The 17,087-nt window shown below is 39.1% G+C and carries 10 protein-coding genes; 6 read left to right on the forward strand and 4 right to left on the reverse strand.

Annotation, left to right across the window (positions count from 1 at the left end; genetic code table 11):
- Positions 1-431: 431 nt before the first annotated feature.
- Together ESZ36_RS04245 and ESZ36_RS04250 are read left to right on the forward strand one after the other, a co-directional pair.
- Complete coding sequence (locus ESZ36_RS04245; protein ID WP_146783987.1) at positions 432-3,425, forward strand: TonB-dependent receptor; 2,994 nt, start codon at positions 432-434, stop codon at positions 3,423-3,425.
- Positions 3,426-3,625: 200 nt separating this feature from the next.
- On the forward strand, positions 3,626-5,575 hold the full coding sequence (locus tag ESZ36_RS04250) for a DNA topoisomerase III (RefSeq protein WP_146783989.1): 1,950 nt from the start codon (positions 3,626-3,628) through the stop codon (positions 5,573-5,575).
- Positions 5,576-5,730: 155 nt separating this feature from the next.
- Here ESZ36_RS04250 and ESZ36_RS04255 read toward each other — a convergent pair whose 3' ends face one another.
- Positions 5,731-6,153 carry an SRPBCC family protein gene (locus ESZ36_RS04255; protein ID WP_146783992.1) on the reverse strand — a complete coding sequence of 141 codons (423 nt, stop codon included), beginning with the start codon at positions 6,151-6,153 and terminating at the stop codon, positions 5,731-5,733.
- A gap of 202 nt (positions 6,154-6,355) precedes the next feature.
- Here ESZ36_RS04255 and ESZ36_RS04260 point away from each other — a divergent pair, with 202 nt between their 5' ends.
- The 3 genes from ESZ36_RS04260 (at position 6,356) to ESZ36_RS04270 (ending at position 9,137) form a co-directional block, all read left to right on the forward strand.
- Positions 6,356-6,841: a potassium channel family protein gene (locus ESZ36_RS04260; protein ID WP_246128987.1), complete on the forward strand. Its 486-nt coding sequence runs from the start codon at positions 6,356-6,358 to the stop codon at positions 6,839-6,841.
- A 3-nt stretch (positions 6,842-6,844) separates the two neighbouring features.
- Entirely contained in the window at positions 6,845-8,035 is a 1,191-nt protein-coding gene (gene gltS, locus ESZ36_RS04265; RefSeq protein ID WP_146783994.1) for a sodium/glutamate symporter, read from the forward strand.
- A 244-nt stretch (positions 8,036-8,279) separates the two neighbouring features.
- Entirely contained in the window at positions 8,280-9,137 is an 858-nt protein-coding gene (locus tag ESZ36_RS04270; RefSeq protein ID WP_146783997.1) for a PA4780 family RIO1-like protein kinase, read from the forward strand.
- 89 nt (positions 9,138-9,226) lie between these two features.
- On the opposite strand, the gene ESZ36_RS04275 is transcribed toward ESZ36_RS04270, so the two are convergent.
- Entirely contained in the window at positions 9,227-11,314 is a 2,088-nt protein-coding gene (locus ESZ36_RS04275) for a S9 family peptidase (protein ID WP_146783999.1), read from the reverse strand.
- A 319-nt stretch (positions 11,315-11,633) separates the two neighbouring features.
- Between ESZ36_RS04275 and ESZ36_RS04280 the strand changes: the two genes are divergently transcribed.
- Entirely contained in the window at positions 11,634-12,533 is a 900-nt protein-coding gene (locus tag ESZ36_RS04280; RefSeq protein ID WP_146784002.1) for a dienelactone hydrolase family protein, read from the forward strand.
- 106 nt (positions 12,534-12,639) lie between these two features.
- Here the strand turns inward: ESZ36_RS04280 and trhO are convergent, their stop codons facing one another.
- Together trhO and acnB are read right to left on the reverse strand one after the other, a co-directional pair.
- Positions 12,640-13,683 carry an oxygen-dependent tRNA uridine(34) hydroxylase TrhO gene (gene trhO / locus ESZ36_RS04285; protein ID WP_146784006.1) on the reverse strand — a complete coding sequence of 348 codons (1,044 nt, stop codon included), beginning with the start codon at positions 13,681-13,683 and terminating at the stop codon, positions 12,640-12,642.
- Between the two features lie 368 nt (positions 13,684-14,051).
- Entirely contained in the window at positions 14,052-16,643 is a 2,592-nt protein-coding gene (gene acnB, locus ESZ36_RS04290; protein WP_146784765.1) for a bifunctional aconitate hydratase 2/2-methylisocitrate dehydratase, read from the reverse strand.
- Between the last annotated feature and the right edge of the window lie 444 nt (positions 16,644-17,087).

Raw genomic sequence — 17,087 nt, forward strand, 5'->3', positions numbered from 1 at the left:
GTAGCTACTACTTCACAACAGATAACCATTCTAAAATAACTTCAGTACCGCCAACAAACTGTATTTTATTTTGATAATTCGCTAAATACAGCATGATATTCAAAATAATTCTAAGCTAATAGCATTATATTCTTAAGCTGTATTTATATTATACAGTGGCTTTTCACATCACCCACAACAAGCGTTTTTACTGAACTTTCGTTTCCCAACATATTTTTTCAGTTCGTTTTTTATTCTATTTGTAATGATTACACATCAAATAATTGTAGATAATATACAATATAACGTATATAAGTGTGTCCGTCATTCAGGGTTATTCGCTTAAGAAATCCCCGCTGCTGACAGGTAAAAATACAAGGGAAGCTAAGTCAGCTTAAAGGACACAACAAAACAATAATAATATAAAACAACAATAAAATAGGTAAAACCAAATGATTACATCAAGCTTAAAGGCACGTAAATCTCTCGCTGCTATTGCCGTAGGTACCGCACTAATACTTAATGCCCCTAGCGCATTGGCTATCGACACAGGTACGGTTAAAGGCCATATCATCAGTAATGAAGGCACTGTCCTCAGCAATGCGACCATCACCTTAAAACATAAAACCAAAGGTTTAGTATTCACGGTTAAAACCAACGATAAAGGTAATTACTCACTGCGTAATGTTCCCGTAGGTGACTATAATATTACCATCACAAAAGATGGCTACAACGGCGCAGAAGAACCTAATATCAGCTTGAGAATTGGTCAACCTGTTATTATAGATAGTCAATTACTGTCAAGCTCTGCGACAGCGCAAGAGATTGAACGCATTGATATTCTCGGTAGTAGTATTCGTCGTGTAGATTTAGCGTCTTCAACTTCAGGTGTTACCTTCAATCAGGAAGAGCTTGATAGAATGCCAGTAGATAATGGTTTTGAAAATATTGCTTTATTAGCCCCCGGTACCTCTTCTGCAGGTGGTTCAAATTTTAAGGGTGCTTCTAGCTTTGGAGGTTCATCTTCTGCGGAAAATGCCTATTACTTAAACGGTCTTAATATCACTAATATTAAAACAGGTTTAGGCGCGTTATCCCTACCATGGGAAGCTATTTCGCAGACACAAGTTAAAACAGGTGGTGTAAGCCCTGAATTTGGTGGTGCCTTGGGTGGTATTGTTAATGCCGTATCAAAGTCTGGTGATAATGAATTTAAATTTGGCGGACAAATACGTATTGATCCCTCTTCAATGCGCGCAAGCCAAGACACTGTTTACCTTGCCAACGGCAATGTTTCTAGTGATGGAGCTACTGGACAAGATAGTTACCAATTTACCGAAGCAAGACTTTGGGTAAGTGGTGCCATTATCGAAGATTCACTATTCTTCTATGGTTTATATGAGCCACGTAAAGAAGATGAAACATACTCAACACAAACCGTAACGACAGATCGTGTACGAGAATCAGACCGCTGGTTTGCAAAAGCAGATTGGTTTGTTAACGAAAATCACTCTTTTGGCTTTATGGCGATGAATAATAAACGCACATGGACCAAGAAAAATTACGCCTATGACTCGCAAGCCAATACTGTTGGTGAAAAACTGGGTGTGAACTCACCCGGTGAAGATGGCGGTCAATTATATAGCATTAATTATAACGGTTACTTAACGGATAACTTCAGTGTAAACGCAGTGATTGGTCGTGTGGTTGAGGAAGTTAATACTATTCCTGGTTCAGCAGCACCAAGTGTCTGGGATGCTACTGATGGCTGGGTGAAATTAAGTAACGACACTGACAGCACTTTAAAAAATGAAGAATACACCCGTGACCAAGCACGTATCGATTTCAGCTTAGATCTTGAAGAACATGCAATTAGTTTTGGAGTTGATTATACCAATGTAGCCGTTGATTATTTAGAGTTCCCTAATGGTGAAGGTGACGCTGCCGCTTGGTGGACAGTATATACTGCCGGCGATGGCAGTGTTTCTGGTGCGCCAGCAGGTGATACCTATATTGAAAAACGTGTCCGTAATAGATTTACTGATTCTGATGTGAGTCAACTAGCCTTTTATGTAAACGACTCATGGCAAGCAACTGACAATTTAGTATTAAACATGGGTGTACGTTATACCCAATCTGAAAATACCATGAACAGTGGTGAAGCTTATGTTGATTTTGATAGTCAAATAGCACCGCGCTTACAAGCCATCTATGACTTATCTGGTGATGGAAGTTCAAAAGTTTATGCCACTTATGGCCGTTTCTTTCAGCCAGTATCAGCTAACATGAACATTACTCAAGGTAGTTCAGCAACAGACGTACGTGATTATTACCGCACAGACCAACTAGACAACGATGGTTATCCCGCTTTACTGGCTGACGGTTCTCCTAGCCATGGCTCAGCATATCGCGAGACTGATATTCGTCAAGACAGCACTAACTTAGCAGCTGGTGGTATTGCTTCGACTACGTTAGAGCCTATGTACTCAGATGAGATCACCGTAGGCTTTCAGCAAGAAGTATTTGATACCATGACTTTTGGTACACGCGTTATTTGGCGTGAACTTGGCCGTGGTGTAGAAGATAGTGATATCCAATCACCGCTGAATAAGAAACTGGCTGAACTTGGGTATAATGATGTCGGTGGTACATGGTTCTTACACAACCCGGGTGAAAGCTTAACGATTGAACAAGATTTTGATGGTAATCCTGATAATGGCGTTGAAGCAGTAACTTTATCTGCTGAGGAAATGATGTTGCCTAAGATGGAACGTCATTATGCTGCAATGGAATTCACCCTTGATGGTTCGATCACGGATAGCTTCCGCATTAACTCTTCTTACACTTACTCTAAAAACTGGGGTAATACAGAAGGTCTAGTTAAAACAGATAATAACCAAGCAGATCCAGGTTGGACAACTTCATACGATTACGGAGATGTTATGGACCACGGCTATGGCTTGTTACCAAACGATCACACCCATGTATTTAAATTTAACGGTAGTTACGACATTACTGAAAACTTAATTTTTGGTTTCGTTTCGAGTATCAGTTCTGGTCGTCCACAAAGTTACCTTGGCCGTCATCCAACAGGCGTAGATAGCTGTGCTGCTGGTAATGTATGGGAAGCGTGTTATGGCAATTCTGGTCATGAGAGCTTTTACGATGAAAACGAACAACCGGCTAAGCGTGGTTCAAAAGGTAACCTTGATTGGGTTACTAATGTCGACTTATCATTAACTTATATTACTGAAGTAATGGAGGGTGATTTATCATTCAAAGCAACAGTTTATAATGTATTTGATAGCGATTCAGCGACCAATATTAATGAAACAAGAACGTCCCTTAATGATGATGGTAACTTAGTTAAAAATGCAGATTACGGAAGTATTACTGATCGTCAAACAGAACGTTATGTATCATTTGTTGCCCGTTACGAGTTTTAATATTTACTGTTTAAGCAGCTAATATGTCGCTGCAGCTAAGATTCAAGCCGCTCTTTTAGAGCGGTTTTTTTATCGCTCAACCTTAAGTATTATGCGTACTTTCCTTACCGAGTCAAAGCCAACCAATAAAGCTGTACATAAAACCAGTAAACGCATTATACTTAAGTCTTTGTTGTTAATAACTAACACTTGGACATGGCTTGAAACTCTATATTGCCGAAAAACCGAGTTTAGGTCGCGCTATTGCTGCCGCATTACCTAAACCACAAAAAAACCATAAAACACATATTGAGCTCGCTAACGGTGATGTGGTCAGTTGGTGTATCGGACACATCTTGGCGCAAGCAGACCCTGAAGATTATGATGCCGAATTAAAAAAATGGCGCATGGAAAGTTTGCCAATAGTGCCACAGCAATGGCAATTAAAACCCATTCCCCGTACTCGTGCACAACTGACAGTACTAAGAAAGTTGGTAAAACAAGCTGATGAAATTATTCACGCTGGCGATCCCGATAGAGAAGGTCAATTACTCGTAGATGAAGTAATTGATTACTTTAAATTATCAAAAACCAAAAAAGCTAACATTAAGCGCCTGCTGATCAGCGATTTAAACTTACCTGCCGTTAAGCGAGCACTTACGTCACTAAAACCTAATAGTGATTTTATGCCGTTATCTATTTCTGCTTTAGCTCGTTCTCGCGCTGATTGGCTTTATGGTATTAACCTTACCCGTGCTTATACCTTACAAGGGCAAAAAACCGGTTATAACTCAGTATTATCGGTAGGTCGTGTGCAAACACCTTTGTTAGGTTTAGTGGTTAGACGTGAGCAAGAAATATCAGAATTTGTCAGTAAGCCTTTCTTCCAAGTGCAGGCCCATATTGCGCTAACTGCAAATGAAGCCGTCGCTTTTACCGCCAAATGGCAGCCAAGTGAAAACTGTCAACCATATTGCGATGAAGAAGGTCGGGTTTTGGTAAAAGCATTAGCTGAAAATGTCGTTAAACGCATTACTAACCAACCCGCAAAAATCAGTAATATTGACAGTAACGAAAAACAACAAGCCGCCCCATTACCCTTTAATTTATCACAATTACAAATTAGTGCTGCTAAGCAGTTTTCTATGAATGCCAAGCTTGTGCTTGATGTGTGTCAGGCTTTGTATGAAAGACATAAGTTAATTACCTACCCACGCTCAGATTGTCGTTATTTACCTAAAGAGCAATTAAAGCAAGCAAGTGGCATTGTTAATACACTCGCCAAATCATCATTACCTTGTAATAAACCCGCTCAAGGGGCAAATACTTCTTTAGTAAGTAAGGCATGGAACGATAAAAAAATAACCGCCCATCATGCGATTATCCCTACCGAGAAATCACCTGAAAACATCAACTTAAATACCTTTGAAAAAAATGTCTATTTACTTATTGTACGTCAGTATTTAGTACAGTTTTATCCTGCCTATATTTATCAGCAAACCAAAGTGAATTTGTTGATTGCTGGCGGACACTTTGTAAGCCAAGCAAAAACAGAGAAACAACTGGGCTGGCAAGTATTATTCCCAAAAAGTAATAAAACGAAAAACCAAAACAAGTTAGAACATGGGCAAGAACAAGAGCAAACATTGCCTCCTTTAACAAAAGGGCAACTATTACATTGCCAACAAGGCGAATTAATAGAAAAACACACCTCACCACCGCAATCTTTTACTGATGCAACGCTGCTCGGTGCAATGACCGGAATTTCGCGTTACGTCAATGACGCGGCCATTAAAAAAGTACTGAAAGAAACTGATGGTCTAGGTACAGACGCTACTCGCGCCGGCATTATTGATTTACTTTTTAAACGTGATTTTTTACAACGTCAAGGCAAAGCAATAACCGCAACTGAGGTTGGTGTTGCGTTAATCAACGCCCTACCCACCATGGCTACTTTGCCAGATATGACAGCACAATGGGAAGCAACTCTCACAGCAATCAGTGAGAAAAATGCCAACTATCTAAGCTTTATGCAACCATTAACAATTATTGTCAATGAGATGGTGCAAGGTGCCAGTCAGCAATCTTTTTCTGGTTTACCTAAGGTTGCTTTTAAACCTAAGCGCGGCAAAAGAACCTTTCAGAAGAAGCCCGTAAAAAAAGCAAGTTAGCATCAAGAGACTTGTCTGAAGTCAGACTGTAAAAAGGTAGGTAATCTCAAACAACCTTAAGAGATAGGAAGATGTCAGTGCTATTATTCTGAGGAAAGTTTACGTGTCATTAGCTTGCCTATTGCAAGTCAATTTACCGCTGCCGTAAGTCAGACTTAACGTAAACTACTTTTTAATGCGCCAAGTAATGCCATATAAATTGGATCACAAAACTCAGTTACAGCATTTTCATTATCGGAAGTGAAACTAGAGCTCCATTCAACCAACACACCCGTGCTACTTTCAGACAAATTAACCATACCTAGATAGTTATCTACCGCTGACTTAGCAATAGCATCTGGTCCATCATCAATGGAATAGGTAAAAGTATAATTACTTGTATCTAGTGTTACTAAGGTTTCGTGAATTGCATCATTTAGAATGCGCTTAGCGCCCACTTCAGTGCCACTAGCAGGACCTACTTTAACTAAAGAGGTGATCACTCCTTCCGCCCACGACATATCATGAAAGTTGCCTATTTGTTGCCAAACTGCTTCAATTGACGCGTCTATGACTATATTGTTGTAACATCTACCCATGAGTGACACCTGATTGTAAAACATGAAATATACAGTTAAGTTTATGTCATCACAGTAAAATTGCCAAATAACAGGAAACTAATAGTACACAGTACGACCTGTCTATAATCTATAGTGCTGATTATCCCCAAGCAAACACTTTTCTATCGTCCCAGATTGTAATATCATCGAAAATATTCTGAGTAAAAGCAAAGAGAGCAAGATGATTATTCTGCAAAACGCCATGGAAAAAAGTAACTTATATAAAGTTGATGAATTTGGCGTTAAAAATTACAACTATGGCATATTAGCAATACTTTCCTTCGTCCTATTTGCATTTATTAATATCAGCTTAGGTTATGTCACCTTTGTAGCAGAAACCGCCGTAGAGGGATCACCCGTAAAGAATTATGCTGATGCTTTTTGGCTGATGCTGATGTCATCAACCACCATCGGCTTTGGTGATGTCTATCCAATTACGTTAGAGGGTCGTATTGCTGTTTTTACTATGTTCATTTTAGGTGTCGGCATATTAGGTGGTGTAGGCGCTGTTTTTGCCAATAAGATTTTTGGCTTTGCTGATACCAATATAAAAAATCGAGAACTTAGACAGCAAAATGAAGAAATCCTGTTACAAAATGATAAGATTTATCAAAAATTAACCGCATTAGAAGATAAGTTAGAAGCGTTTAATAAAGAGACAAGATAATCCATGGAACTTGATGCAAGACAAACGTTAATTTTGGCGGTAATGGTCCTCTTTTTAGGACGATTATTAAATAATAAAATAACTTTTTTGCAACAGTACAATATTCCAGAGCCTGTCACTGGAGGTATTGTTGCCTCAATTTTCTTTAGCGTTATTTATTTCATTTTTGATCAAAGCATCGATTTCTCTTTAAAACAACGAGATATATTACTAGTTGTTTTTTTCACCTGTGTTGGCTTGTCTGCAAAATTCTCCACCTTAATGCAAGGGGGAAAGGCACTAGTCACTTTACTTTTTATGGCCGTTTTTTACTTATTTATTCAAAATTTCACTGGTATCGCAGTCACAATGGCTACCGACTTAGCAACGCCTGTCGGTGTATTAGGCAGCTCTATATCTCTCAGTGGTGGACATGGAACTGCTATTGCTTGGGCTCCTACCTTTGTTAGTGATTTTGGTATTAAAAATGCGACGGAAATAGGTATCGCGTGTGCCACCTTTGGCTTAGTTTTGGGGGGAATATGTGGTGGACCAATCGCCGGCTATTTAATAAAACGTCATAAACTTAGCTCAAGTTGCCAAGAACACCTTTCTGTTGGAACTAAAAACGAACAAGAAAAAATAACAGTTCATAGTGTTTATAGCGTGTTATTAATTTTATGTATTGCCGTTGGTATAGGTTTACACTTACATCAATTAATTGACAGCTTCGGTATTAATTTACCTATTTTTGTTCCTTGCTTATTTGGCGGTATTATTCTTACCAATACGATACCTTTAGTTTGGAAAAAGTTACCTTGGCCAACAGGAACACCCACATTAGCGTTAATTTCTGATTTTTGTTTGGGGTTATTTTTGGCCATGTCTTTAATGAGCTTGCAACTATGGACACTCATCGATCTCGCTTTACCAATTTTATTACTACTAGCCGCGCAAGTTATTATGGTTTTATTATTCATCATCTTTGTGGTGTTTAGAGTATTAGGCAAAAATTACGATGCAGCCATTATGGCTTCGGGTTATGCAGGGTTAGCGTTGGGAGCAACACCTACAGCCATTGCTAATATGACCGCAGTGACAAAAAAGTATGGGGCTTCACCGCAGGCATTTATCGTTGTACCACTCATTGGTGCTTTCTTTATTGATATAGCTAATGCGTTTGTTATCCAAATTTTTCTTGGCTGGCTGAGTTAATAAATTAACCCCTTTAGGCAGAGTATTTACAGCTAGGTATAAAATTTTCCTTTAGGATATTTTCTTAGTAAAATGTTTAGACTTAATTGTTCAAGATTACTAACAGAAATAGTGCAATTTCAAGACTCTCTTATACGAGGTATGACCCTCTAAAAACCAGAGAAAACGCCAGCCTATTGTCTCCATCAAAATAACAAACTATGTTTTACTATCTTCCTTACCCTATCTGATGTATAACAGCGCAATGAAAATTCCAAAGCGTATATTGCCTCTCGTAGAAGAAGGCTTAATTGATGAAGTGCTCAACCAATTAATGAGTGGTAAAGAAGCCACTGTCTATCGTGTTCGTTGCGGCGATGAAATTCGCTGCGCGAAAGTTTATAAAGAAGCGACTCAACGTAGTTTTAAAAAAGCGTCACAGTACACCGAAGGTCGAAAAGGCCGAAGTAGTCGACGTGCTAGAGCAATGGAGAAAGGCTCTAAGTACGGTAAGAGCCAACAAGAAACAGCTTGGCAAAATGCTGAAGTGGAAGCCTTGTATACTCTGGCTGAACATAATGTCCGCGTACCTCAGCCTTATGGCTGTTTTGACGGCGTGTTATTGATGGAACTTATCACCGATGAACAAGGTGATGTTGCTCCTCGACTTAACGATATTGTAATGCCTGCAGACCAAGCGATGGAAGATCATGCCTTAATGATGATTTATATCATGCGCATGCTCTGTGCTGGTATAGTTCATGGTGATCTATCTGAATTTAATGTTTTAGTTGATGCTTATGGTCCCGTGGTTATTGACTTACCTCAAGCAGTTGATGCTTCGGCTAATAACAATGCCAAAGCGATGTTACTGCGCGATGTCAACAATATCACTACGTATTATGCTCAATTTGTTCCAAATTTAGCATTAACTAGATTTGGTGAAGAAATGTGGGCTTTATATGAAGCAGGTGAATTAAGCGATACCACTAAATTAACCGGTTTATTTGCTGAAGACACTCAAAGTGCCGATGTAGAGACGATACTAGCCGAAATTCAAGCGGCTTTTGAGCAGGAGCAAGACCGACTTGCCTATCTCAAAGAAGCTGCTGAGCAAGATTAACTTAATCCTCTCTTCCGATAGTCCTTATTTTTAATCATTCCTTAAATGAAAAAGGCACATTAACTTAAGTTAATGTGCCTTTTTTGTCATTACTTCTTGGTATATTTTTCTAACCACTTAAATACTTCGTCGTACCAAACCACTAAGTTGTCCGGTTTACGAATATGGTGATCTTCATCTGGAAACATCACTAAACGACTATCAATGCCTTTACGCTGTAAGGTGGTAAATGCACCTAAACTTTGTGCGTAAGGTACGCGATAATCTAACTCACCTTGAATCACTAACATAGGTGTTTGCCAGTTATTAACATAAGCATATGGGTTGAATTTAGTGTAATCAGGGCTTACCTTGCCTTTAGCACTACCACTTTCTTTGCCCCATGAAGGGCCGCCCATATCATACTCAGGGAACCATAACTCTTCAGTAGATTGATAAAAACTTGGCATATCGTATAAACCCGCGTGATTAATCAAACATTTAAAACGAGTAGGCCAGTTTCCGGCAATCCAGTTCATCATGTAACCACCGTAAGAGGCACCTAAAGCACAAGCATTATCACCATCTAACCAAGGTTGATCTTTTACAATAAATTCTAAACCTTTTTGTAAGTCTTCTAATGGCTTACCACCCCAATCACGACTGATTGAATTGGTAAATTCTTGCCCATAACCAGTAGAGCCGTGGAAGTCGACCATCACCACTCCATATCCCTGCGCTGCCCATAATTGAGCATTCCAACGATAATGGAACATATTGCCAAAACTACCTTGAGGGCCACCGTGTACTAAAAAGGCTATAGGGTATTTTTTACCTGCTTCAAAGTTAGCTGGCTTTAACCAATAACCGTGCACGGTTTCATCATTCCAACCTTTAAAGTTAAATTGTTGGTAATCAGCAAACTTTACTTCGCCCAGCTTATCTTTATTGATATGAGTTAATTGCGTTAAATCATCACCATGGTTATCAATAGAAAAAATATCTTGCGGTGAATTTAAAGTATGGCGAGTAAAATAAATTTTATTCCCGTGGCTTGATATATCACCATTACTACCAACATTATAAATGCTACGTACTTCATCAAACTCAGGTGTAATAGAGAAAATACTTTTTTGGCCAACATCTTGCGCCACAACATATACAGAATTGTTATCCGGTGCAAAAGCTAAGCTACTAATTGAACGATCCCAGTCACTGGCAACTGCGCGGGTTTTTCCTGTTCTGTTATCACGTAACTGTAGCGTAAACTTATCCGCTTCATAGCCTGGTATTTTCATGGCTTTATAAGCAAGATATCTACCGTTAGGTGAATAAACAGGACTTGAATCCCATGCTTGATTCTTTTCGGTAATATTCTTGAGATTAAAAGCCGTTTGCCCTTCAGCAAGAGACACTTCAAAAATATCAAAGTTAGTACTCCAAGCATGATCTTTGGCTGCGGCTTTACTTGATGAGTCTTTCGCTGAGAATGCTAAAGACGTCGCATCAGGATGAATGCTTACCTGGCTAAGACCTGCAAAATCACTTACCCAATTTGGCATAATATCTTGGGCATGCTGAAGCTGACCGTTTTTATCGACATGAGCAATAAATAGATGCTCTTTATACTCTGTTGTCCATGTATCCCAGTGGCGAACCATCAATTGGTCATAAGCACGGATATTATATTTTTTTTCTTCATCCGCTTTCTTTGACTCAACGGTGCAAGCTAACGTTTCACAACCTGGCTTAACAGTAAAAGACAGCGCGAACACTTGACCATTTTTAGCAAATTTAAAGCCGTTAACTTCTACCGGAAAATCCGATATTTGCTTCGCTGTTTTTTGCTGTAAATCTTGCTGCCAAATTTGGTTAGTTCCACTGCGTGATGAGAGGAAATACACAGATTTTCCATCATCCGCCCAGACAACATTGCTTTCAGAGTTCTCATGTTCGGTAAGTTGACTGATTTGGCCAGTCTTAATATTTTGTTTATATAAGTGATTGTCTTTAGAGCTACTGCCTTTTTTCAAACCATAAACGAGTACATCACCTTGAGGAGATAAAGTGACATCATGCAGTTGGTTTAATTCATTAAGTTTTTCAACGGTAAACACTTCAGACGCTGAGTCCGCTGCTTTTACCGTAGTTGCCGCAGTCAATAATGACAGCGCTGCAACGCTAAGTAATTTTTTCATACGAGTCTCGAATAATTGTAAACTCAGCAAGAATATACAATCCGCATGCGTTACACAATTACTTAACTGTAAAGCTATGGCAACAGAACAATAAAATTCGACAACGACGTACACTGTTTTTTACGCTAAGGCATAAATATGATGTTTATTCTGACTGAATGACTCAATTAATTTTGAATATTACAAGTTAGACGTTTAAATAATATACAGCTATTATTAAAGCACTTCATGGAAGTAGGCCATCTCTTGATAGTGATGTTTGCGATCTGTAGTAAATGAGTATGGTTCATATACAACAATCAAAATTAATGGATTTATTATGTTTAAAAAATTATCTTTAGTAATTTTAATATTACTATTTTGCCAAGGTTTTGTTTACGCCAAAAAACTACCCACAAGAATATCGTATATTGCCATTCCTGTCGTAACCCCTACACAAAGCTGGCAAGTATCTGCACAATTACGCGTCCCAAGAAACTCAAATTCCGCAATCCCCGCAGTCGTTATTTTACATAGCTCTGCCGGTGTCGACAGTACAGGTTCCTTCTACGCCCGTGCACTCAATAATAGTGGTATTGCAACCTTAGAGCTTGATTTATGGGGTGCGCGTGACTTAGATGGAGGCAGCGAGAATAGACCTGAGTCCCCACAAGAAACCTTGCCTGATGTTATCGCCGCTCTCGCTTACTTAGCTCAGCATCCTAGCATTGATAAAGATCGCATTGGTGTTATTGGTTTTTCTTGGGGAGGTATTTTATCTATGTTAACCGCAACAGAGCAGTATATGTCAATGTCTGGTTTACCCTATCGTTTTGCCGGACATGTAGCTCACTATCCTCTTTGTTGGTTATTTAATTATGCACCTGGCTTTGAGTTTGACAACTTTACTGGCGCACCTGTTCTCATTCAAACCGGCGCCAAAGATGATTATGATTTACCAGAAACCTGCCCAGCATTAGTAAATAACCTCTCTGAACATGATCAATCACTTGTTAAAGTTAATGTTTATAAAAGAGCTTTTCATGCCTGGGATCGATTAGAGCCTAAGTGGGTAGTAGACGATCCTTTTTCACATTTAGGCCAAGGGGGACAAGTTACGTTAGCACCCAATATACGAGTTGCTTATAAATCTCGACATCGGGTAGTGAAGTTTTTCACCGGATTATTTAATCTACGAAAGAGTAAACCTAATGACCATGACCATGATAATGATGAATAGTATTACCTTTGATAAGGTAATGGAGCTATAAACACAAACAGCCCGAAGTTATGTTCAATAACTCGGGCTGTATCAGTAAGTCTTTCAAGTGAAATGAATAAGTTAGCTACTTATTTGCTTGTTTCGCTTTTTTATCATTTTTCTCTTGGCGGCGTTCTTCAATAATACTTTGAATGTCACCACCGATGTGACTTTCACCACGTTCTTCAGCCAATGATATTTGACGTTGACGTTCAGCATAGCGGTTACGTTGTTGTTCAGAAACTTTATCATGACAACGGTGACAACTTACGCCTTTAACATAATGTTCGCTTTCTTTTTCAACGTCAGTTAACGGAAAACGACAGGCAAAACATTGATCGTATTGTCCTTGCTCTAGTTCATGATTAACTGCAACACGACCATCAAAAACAAAACATTCACCTTCCCATAAGGTTTCGGTACTTGGCACTTCTTCAAGGTATTTTAAGATGCCGCCTTCAAGATGATATACCTCTTCAAAACCTTGTTCTTTTAAGTATGCCGTAGATTTTTCACAACGAATACCGCCAGTACAATACATGGCAACTTTCTTGTGTTTATTTTTATCTAGGTTCTTTGCAACATAATCAGGAAACTCACGAAACGTTTCAGTGTTTGGATTTATGGCATTTTTAAAAGTGCCAATTTCAATTTCATAATCGTTACGGGTATCAACTAAGACCACTTCTGGATCAGAAATTAAAGCATTCCAATCTTTAGGCTTCACATAAGTGCCAACTACTTGGTTAGGATCAATACCTTCAATACCCATAGTAACGATTTCTTTTTTCAATTTCACTTTAGTGCGATGAAATGGGTTTTCTTCGCTGTAAGATTCTTTATGAGAAATGTTATCTAAACCCGGCTGTTCTCCGAGGAATGCCAACACTGCATCAATACCAGCTTGTGGGCCAGCGATGGTACCGTTGATGCCTTCAGCAGCCAATAATAAGGTACCTTTAACCTCAACACTGGTCATTTTATTTGATAATGGCTCACGTAATGCTTCAAATGCATCTAAACGTACGAACTTATATAACGCACAAATAGTAATACTATTAGTTGACGATTTTTTTGATGTTATTTGTGATGTAACAGATGTTGATAACTCTTTTTCTGATGTACTCATGGTCTCTCCATTGAGCTAACTGGAACGTAAATCCAGTGCTGTAGATTAAATTTTTTAAAATCAATAATAAACGGATCATTAATCACGTTTTTAGGGAGGCGTATTTTAGCAGAGTTGTCTTAAAATTAAAATAGCTCACTCAGTAGACGAACTATGGCCTAACGTCATCAAAAACTAGGATTATGCTAATAACATAAACGCCAAAAAAAACGCCACCCTGTTTTAACAGGCTGGCATTTTTATTTAACTATTTGGTATTTTCTTTAAGTGAAGTAATGCTCTTTCTAGGAGGAAGCACGGAGCCTATGACTATAGGTGAGTACTTCCAACAACAAAAGAGTGAAACTTAACGATAAGAAAATATCAAATTAGGCTTCTACTTGTAAAATCACCGTATCAGCTTTCTTGGTGTATTCTTCCATCTTATCAAAGTTCAAGTAACGGTAGGTATCAGCAGCAGTAGCATCGATTTGAGATGCATACTCCATATACTCAGCAGGACTTGGAAGTTTACCTAAGATAGCACCAACACCAGCAAGCTCTGCTGAAGTAAGGTAAACATTCGCGCCATTACCTAAGCGGTTAGGGAAATTACGAGTTGAAGTAGACAATACCGTCGTATTATCACCTACACGTGCTTGGTTACCCATACACAGTGAACAACCCGGAGTTTCTACACGAGCGCCGGCTTTACCATAAATGTTGAAGTAACCTTCATCTTTGAGTTGTGCGCTATCCATTTTAGTCGGTGGTGTAACCCACATGCGTGTTGGCAATGAACCACCAAAGTTCTCAATCAATTTACCTGCAGCGCGGAAATGACCAATGTTAGTCATACATGAACCGATGAATACTTCATCAATTGCAACACCAGCAACATCTGATAATAATTTCGCATCATCAGGGTCATTTGGACAACAAACGATAGGCTCTTTGATATCAGCTAAGTCAATTTCAATAATGTGAGCGTATTCAGCATCTGAATCGGCTTCCATTAATGAAGGGTTAGCTAACCATTCTTCCATACCCTTAATACGACGGGTAATAGTACGAACGTCACCGTAACCTTCAGCAATCATCCACTTAAGCATAACAATATTAGACTTTAAGTATTCAGCAACAGAATCTTCTTCGAGCTTGATTGAACAACCTGCTGCAGAGCGCTCAGCTGAGGCATCAGATAATTCAAACGCTTGCTCTACTGATAAACCTTTAAGGCCTTCAATTTCTAGTACACGACCAGAGAATTCGTTGATTTTACCGGCTTTCTCAACAGTTAATAAACCTTTTTTGATACCGTAGTAAGGGATAGCATGAACTAGGTCACGTAACGTGATACCTGGTTGCATTTCACCTTTAAAGCGAACCAATACTGATTCAGGCATATCAAGTGGCATAACACCCGTTGCCGCTGCAAAAGCAACTAAACCTGAGCCCGCAGGGAAAGAAATACCTAATGGGAAACGTGTATGAGAATCACCACCAGTACCGACGGTATCAGGTAACAACATGCGGTTTAACCAAGAATGGATAACACCATCACCTGGGCGTAATGAAACACCGCCACGATTCATCATGAAATCAGGTAATGTATGATGCGTAATAACATCAACAGGCTTAGGGTAAGCTGAGGTATGACAGAAAGACTGCATAGTTAAATCAGCAGAAAAACCTAAACAGGCTAAATCTTTCAACTCATCACGTGTCATAGGACCAGTAGTATCTTGCGAGCCTACAGTCGTCATTTTAGGTTCACAATATTGACCAGGACGAACGCCATCAACATCACATGCTTTACCTACCATCTTCTGCGCTAAAGTAAAGCCTTTAGCAGAAGCCGCTGGATCAACCGGCGTTGCAAATAAATCAGTCGTTTCTAAACCTAATGCTTCACGAGCACGACCTGTTAAACCACGACCAATGATAAGAGGAATACGTCCACCAGCACGAACTTCGTCAAACAGTACCGGGCTCAGTTCAAATGTTGAAATAACCTCGCCAGCAGCATTTTTAACAACGCCTTCGTATGGATAAATGTCAATAACATCACCCATGTGCATCGCTTGCACGTCTAATTCAATCGGTAATGCGCCTGAATCTTCCATAGTGTTATAGAAGATAGGAGCGATTTTACCGCCTAAACAGACACCGCCACCACGTTTGTTAGGGATACAAGGGATATCATCGCCCATAAACCATAAAACTGAATTAGTTGCTGACTTACGAGAAGAGCCTGTACCCACAACATCACCAACGTACGCTAGTGGAATCCCATCTTTTTGCATTTCTTCAAGCTGAACGATAGGACCAATAGTGCCATCTTCATCAGGGTTGATACCTTCACGGGCAATTTTAAGCATTGCTTTAGCGTGTAATGGAATATCAGGACGAGACCAAGCATCAGGTGCTGGTGATAAATCATCAGTGTTAGTTTCACCCGTCACTTTAAAAACTTTAACTGTGATCTTTTCAGCTACTTTTTCTTTTGATGTGAACCATTCAGCGTCAGCCCAAGATTGCATAACTTGCTTAGCAGCAACATTGCCCGCTTCAGCTTTTTCTTGAACATCATGGAAGGCATCAAACATTAATAATGTATTTGATAGGCCTTTAGCTGCTGTCGTTGATAACGTGTCACACTCTAAAAGGTCAATCATCGGCTGAATGTTATACCCACCTAACATGGTGCCTAATAATTGTGTGGCTTTTTCAGGGCTTAAGATGGATGAAGTCGCTTCACCTTTAGCCACTGCTGCTAAAAATCCCGCTTTAACATAAGCTGCTTCATCAACACCCGCTGGTACACGATTTGTTAATAAATCAATTAAAAAAGCATCTTCACCGACTGGTGGGTTTTTAACTAATTCGACTAATGCTGCTGTCTGTTCAGCGTCTAAAGCTTTAGGTACGATACCTTCAGCTGCACGTTCTGCTATGTGGTTGCGATATTCTTGAAGCACGACATTCACCTTTTTATTTGGAGACACTAGTCACTTTAGAGATGACTCGATAACATAGAGCCGATTTAGGACAAAGCTTTTAAGTATCTAGGATTAAAAAATTCATCTTAATAATACAATATTGTCGACACTTTTTGTCATCTGTAATTAGTTACAGTGTTTATTTTCAATATTCACTTTATTTATAGTATTTATTTTTCAATCAGCTACGTGTATTAACGTTTTAATTTGTACGACTATTATACTAGTCTATTATTCTTCTTTTTTTATATTGTCGGAAATGTTTCGATTTTGCTTAAGATTCTCTTATGCAAAAAGTTAACAATTAGGCTTGTTAAGATGGCTGCATGGTGTGTTGATTTAGGCAGCTTGATCATAGTTATAGTATAGGAGATAAGATGGTTTTCAGCGACTAGAGGAATTTTAAATCTGCCAAGATAATCG

Source organism: Colwellia demingiae (assembly GCF_007954275.1).
GTDB classification, from domain to species: Bacteria; Pseudomonadota; Gammaproteobacteria; order Enterobacterales; family Alteromonadaceae; genus Colwellia; species Colwellia demingiae.

Excerpts from the sequence above, each read along its gene's own strand:
- ESZ36_RS04245 (WP_146783987.1), top strand. The coding sequence starts at position 432 with ATGATTACATCAAGCTTAAAGGCACGTAAATCTCTCGCTGCTATTGCC.
- ESZ36_RS04255 (WP_146783992.1), bottom strand. The coding sequence starts at position 6,153 with ATGGGTAGATGTTACAACAATATAGTCATAGACGCGTCAATTGAAGCA.
- ESZ36_RS04260 (WP_246128987.1), top strand. The coding sequence starts at position 6,356 with ATGATTATTCTGCAAAACGCCATGGAAAAAAGTAACTTATATAAAGTT.
- gltS (WP_146783994.1), top strand. The coding sequence starts at position 6,845 with ATGGAACTTGATGCAAGACAAACGTTAATTTTGGCGGTAATGGTCCTC.
- ESZ36_RS04270 (WP_146783997.1), top strand. The coding sequence starts at position 8,280 with ATGAAAATTCCAAAGCGTATATTGCCTCTCGTAGAAGAAGGCTTAATT.
- ESZ36_RS04275 (WP_146783999.1), bottom strand. The coding sequence starts at position 11,314 with ATGAAAAAATTACTTAGCGTTGCAGCGCTGTCATTATTGACTGCGGCA.
- ESZ36_RS04280 (WP_146784002.1), top strand. The coding sequence starts at position 11,634 with ATGTTTAAAAAATTATCTTTAGTAATTTTAATATTACTATTTTGCCAA.
- trhO (WP_146784006.1), bottom strand. The coding sequence starts at position 13,683 with ATGAGTACATCAGAAAAAGAGTTATCAACATCTGTTACATCACAAATA.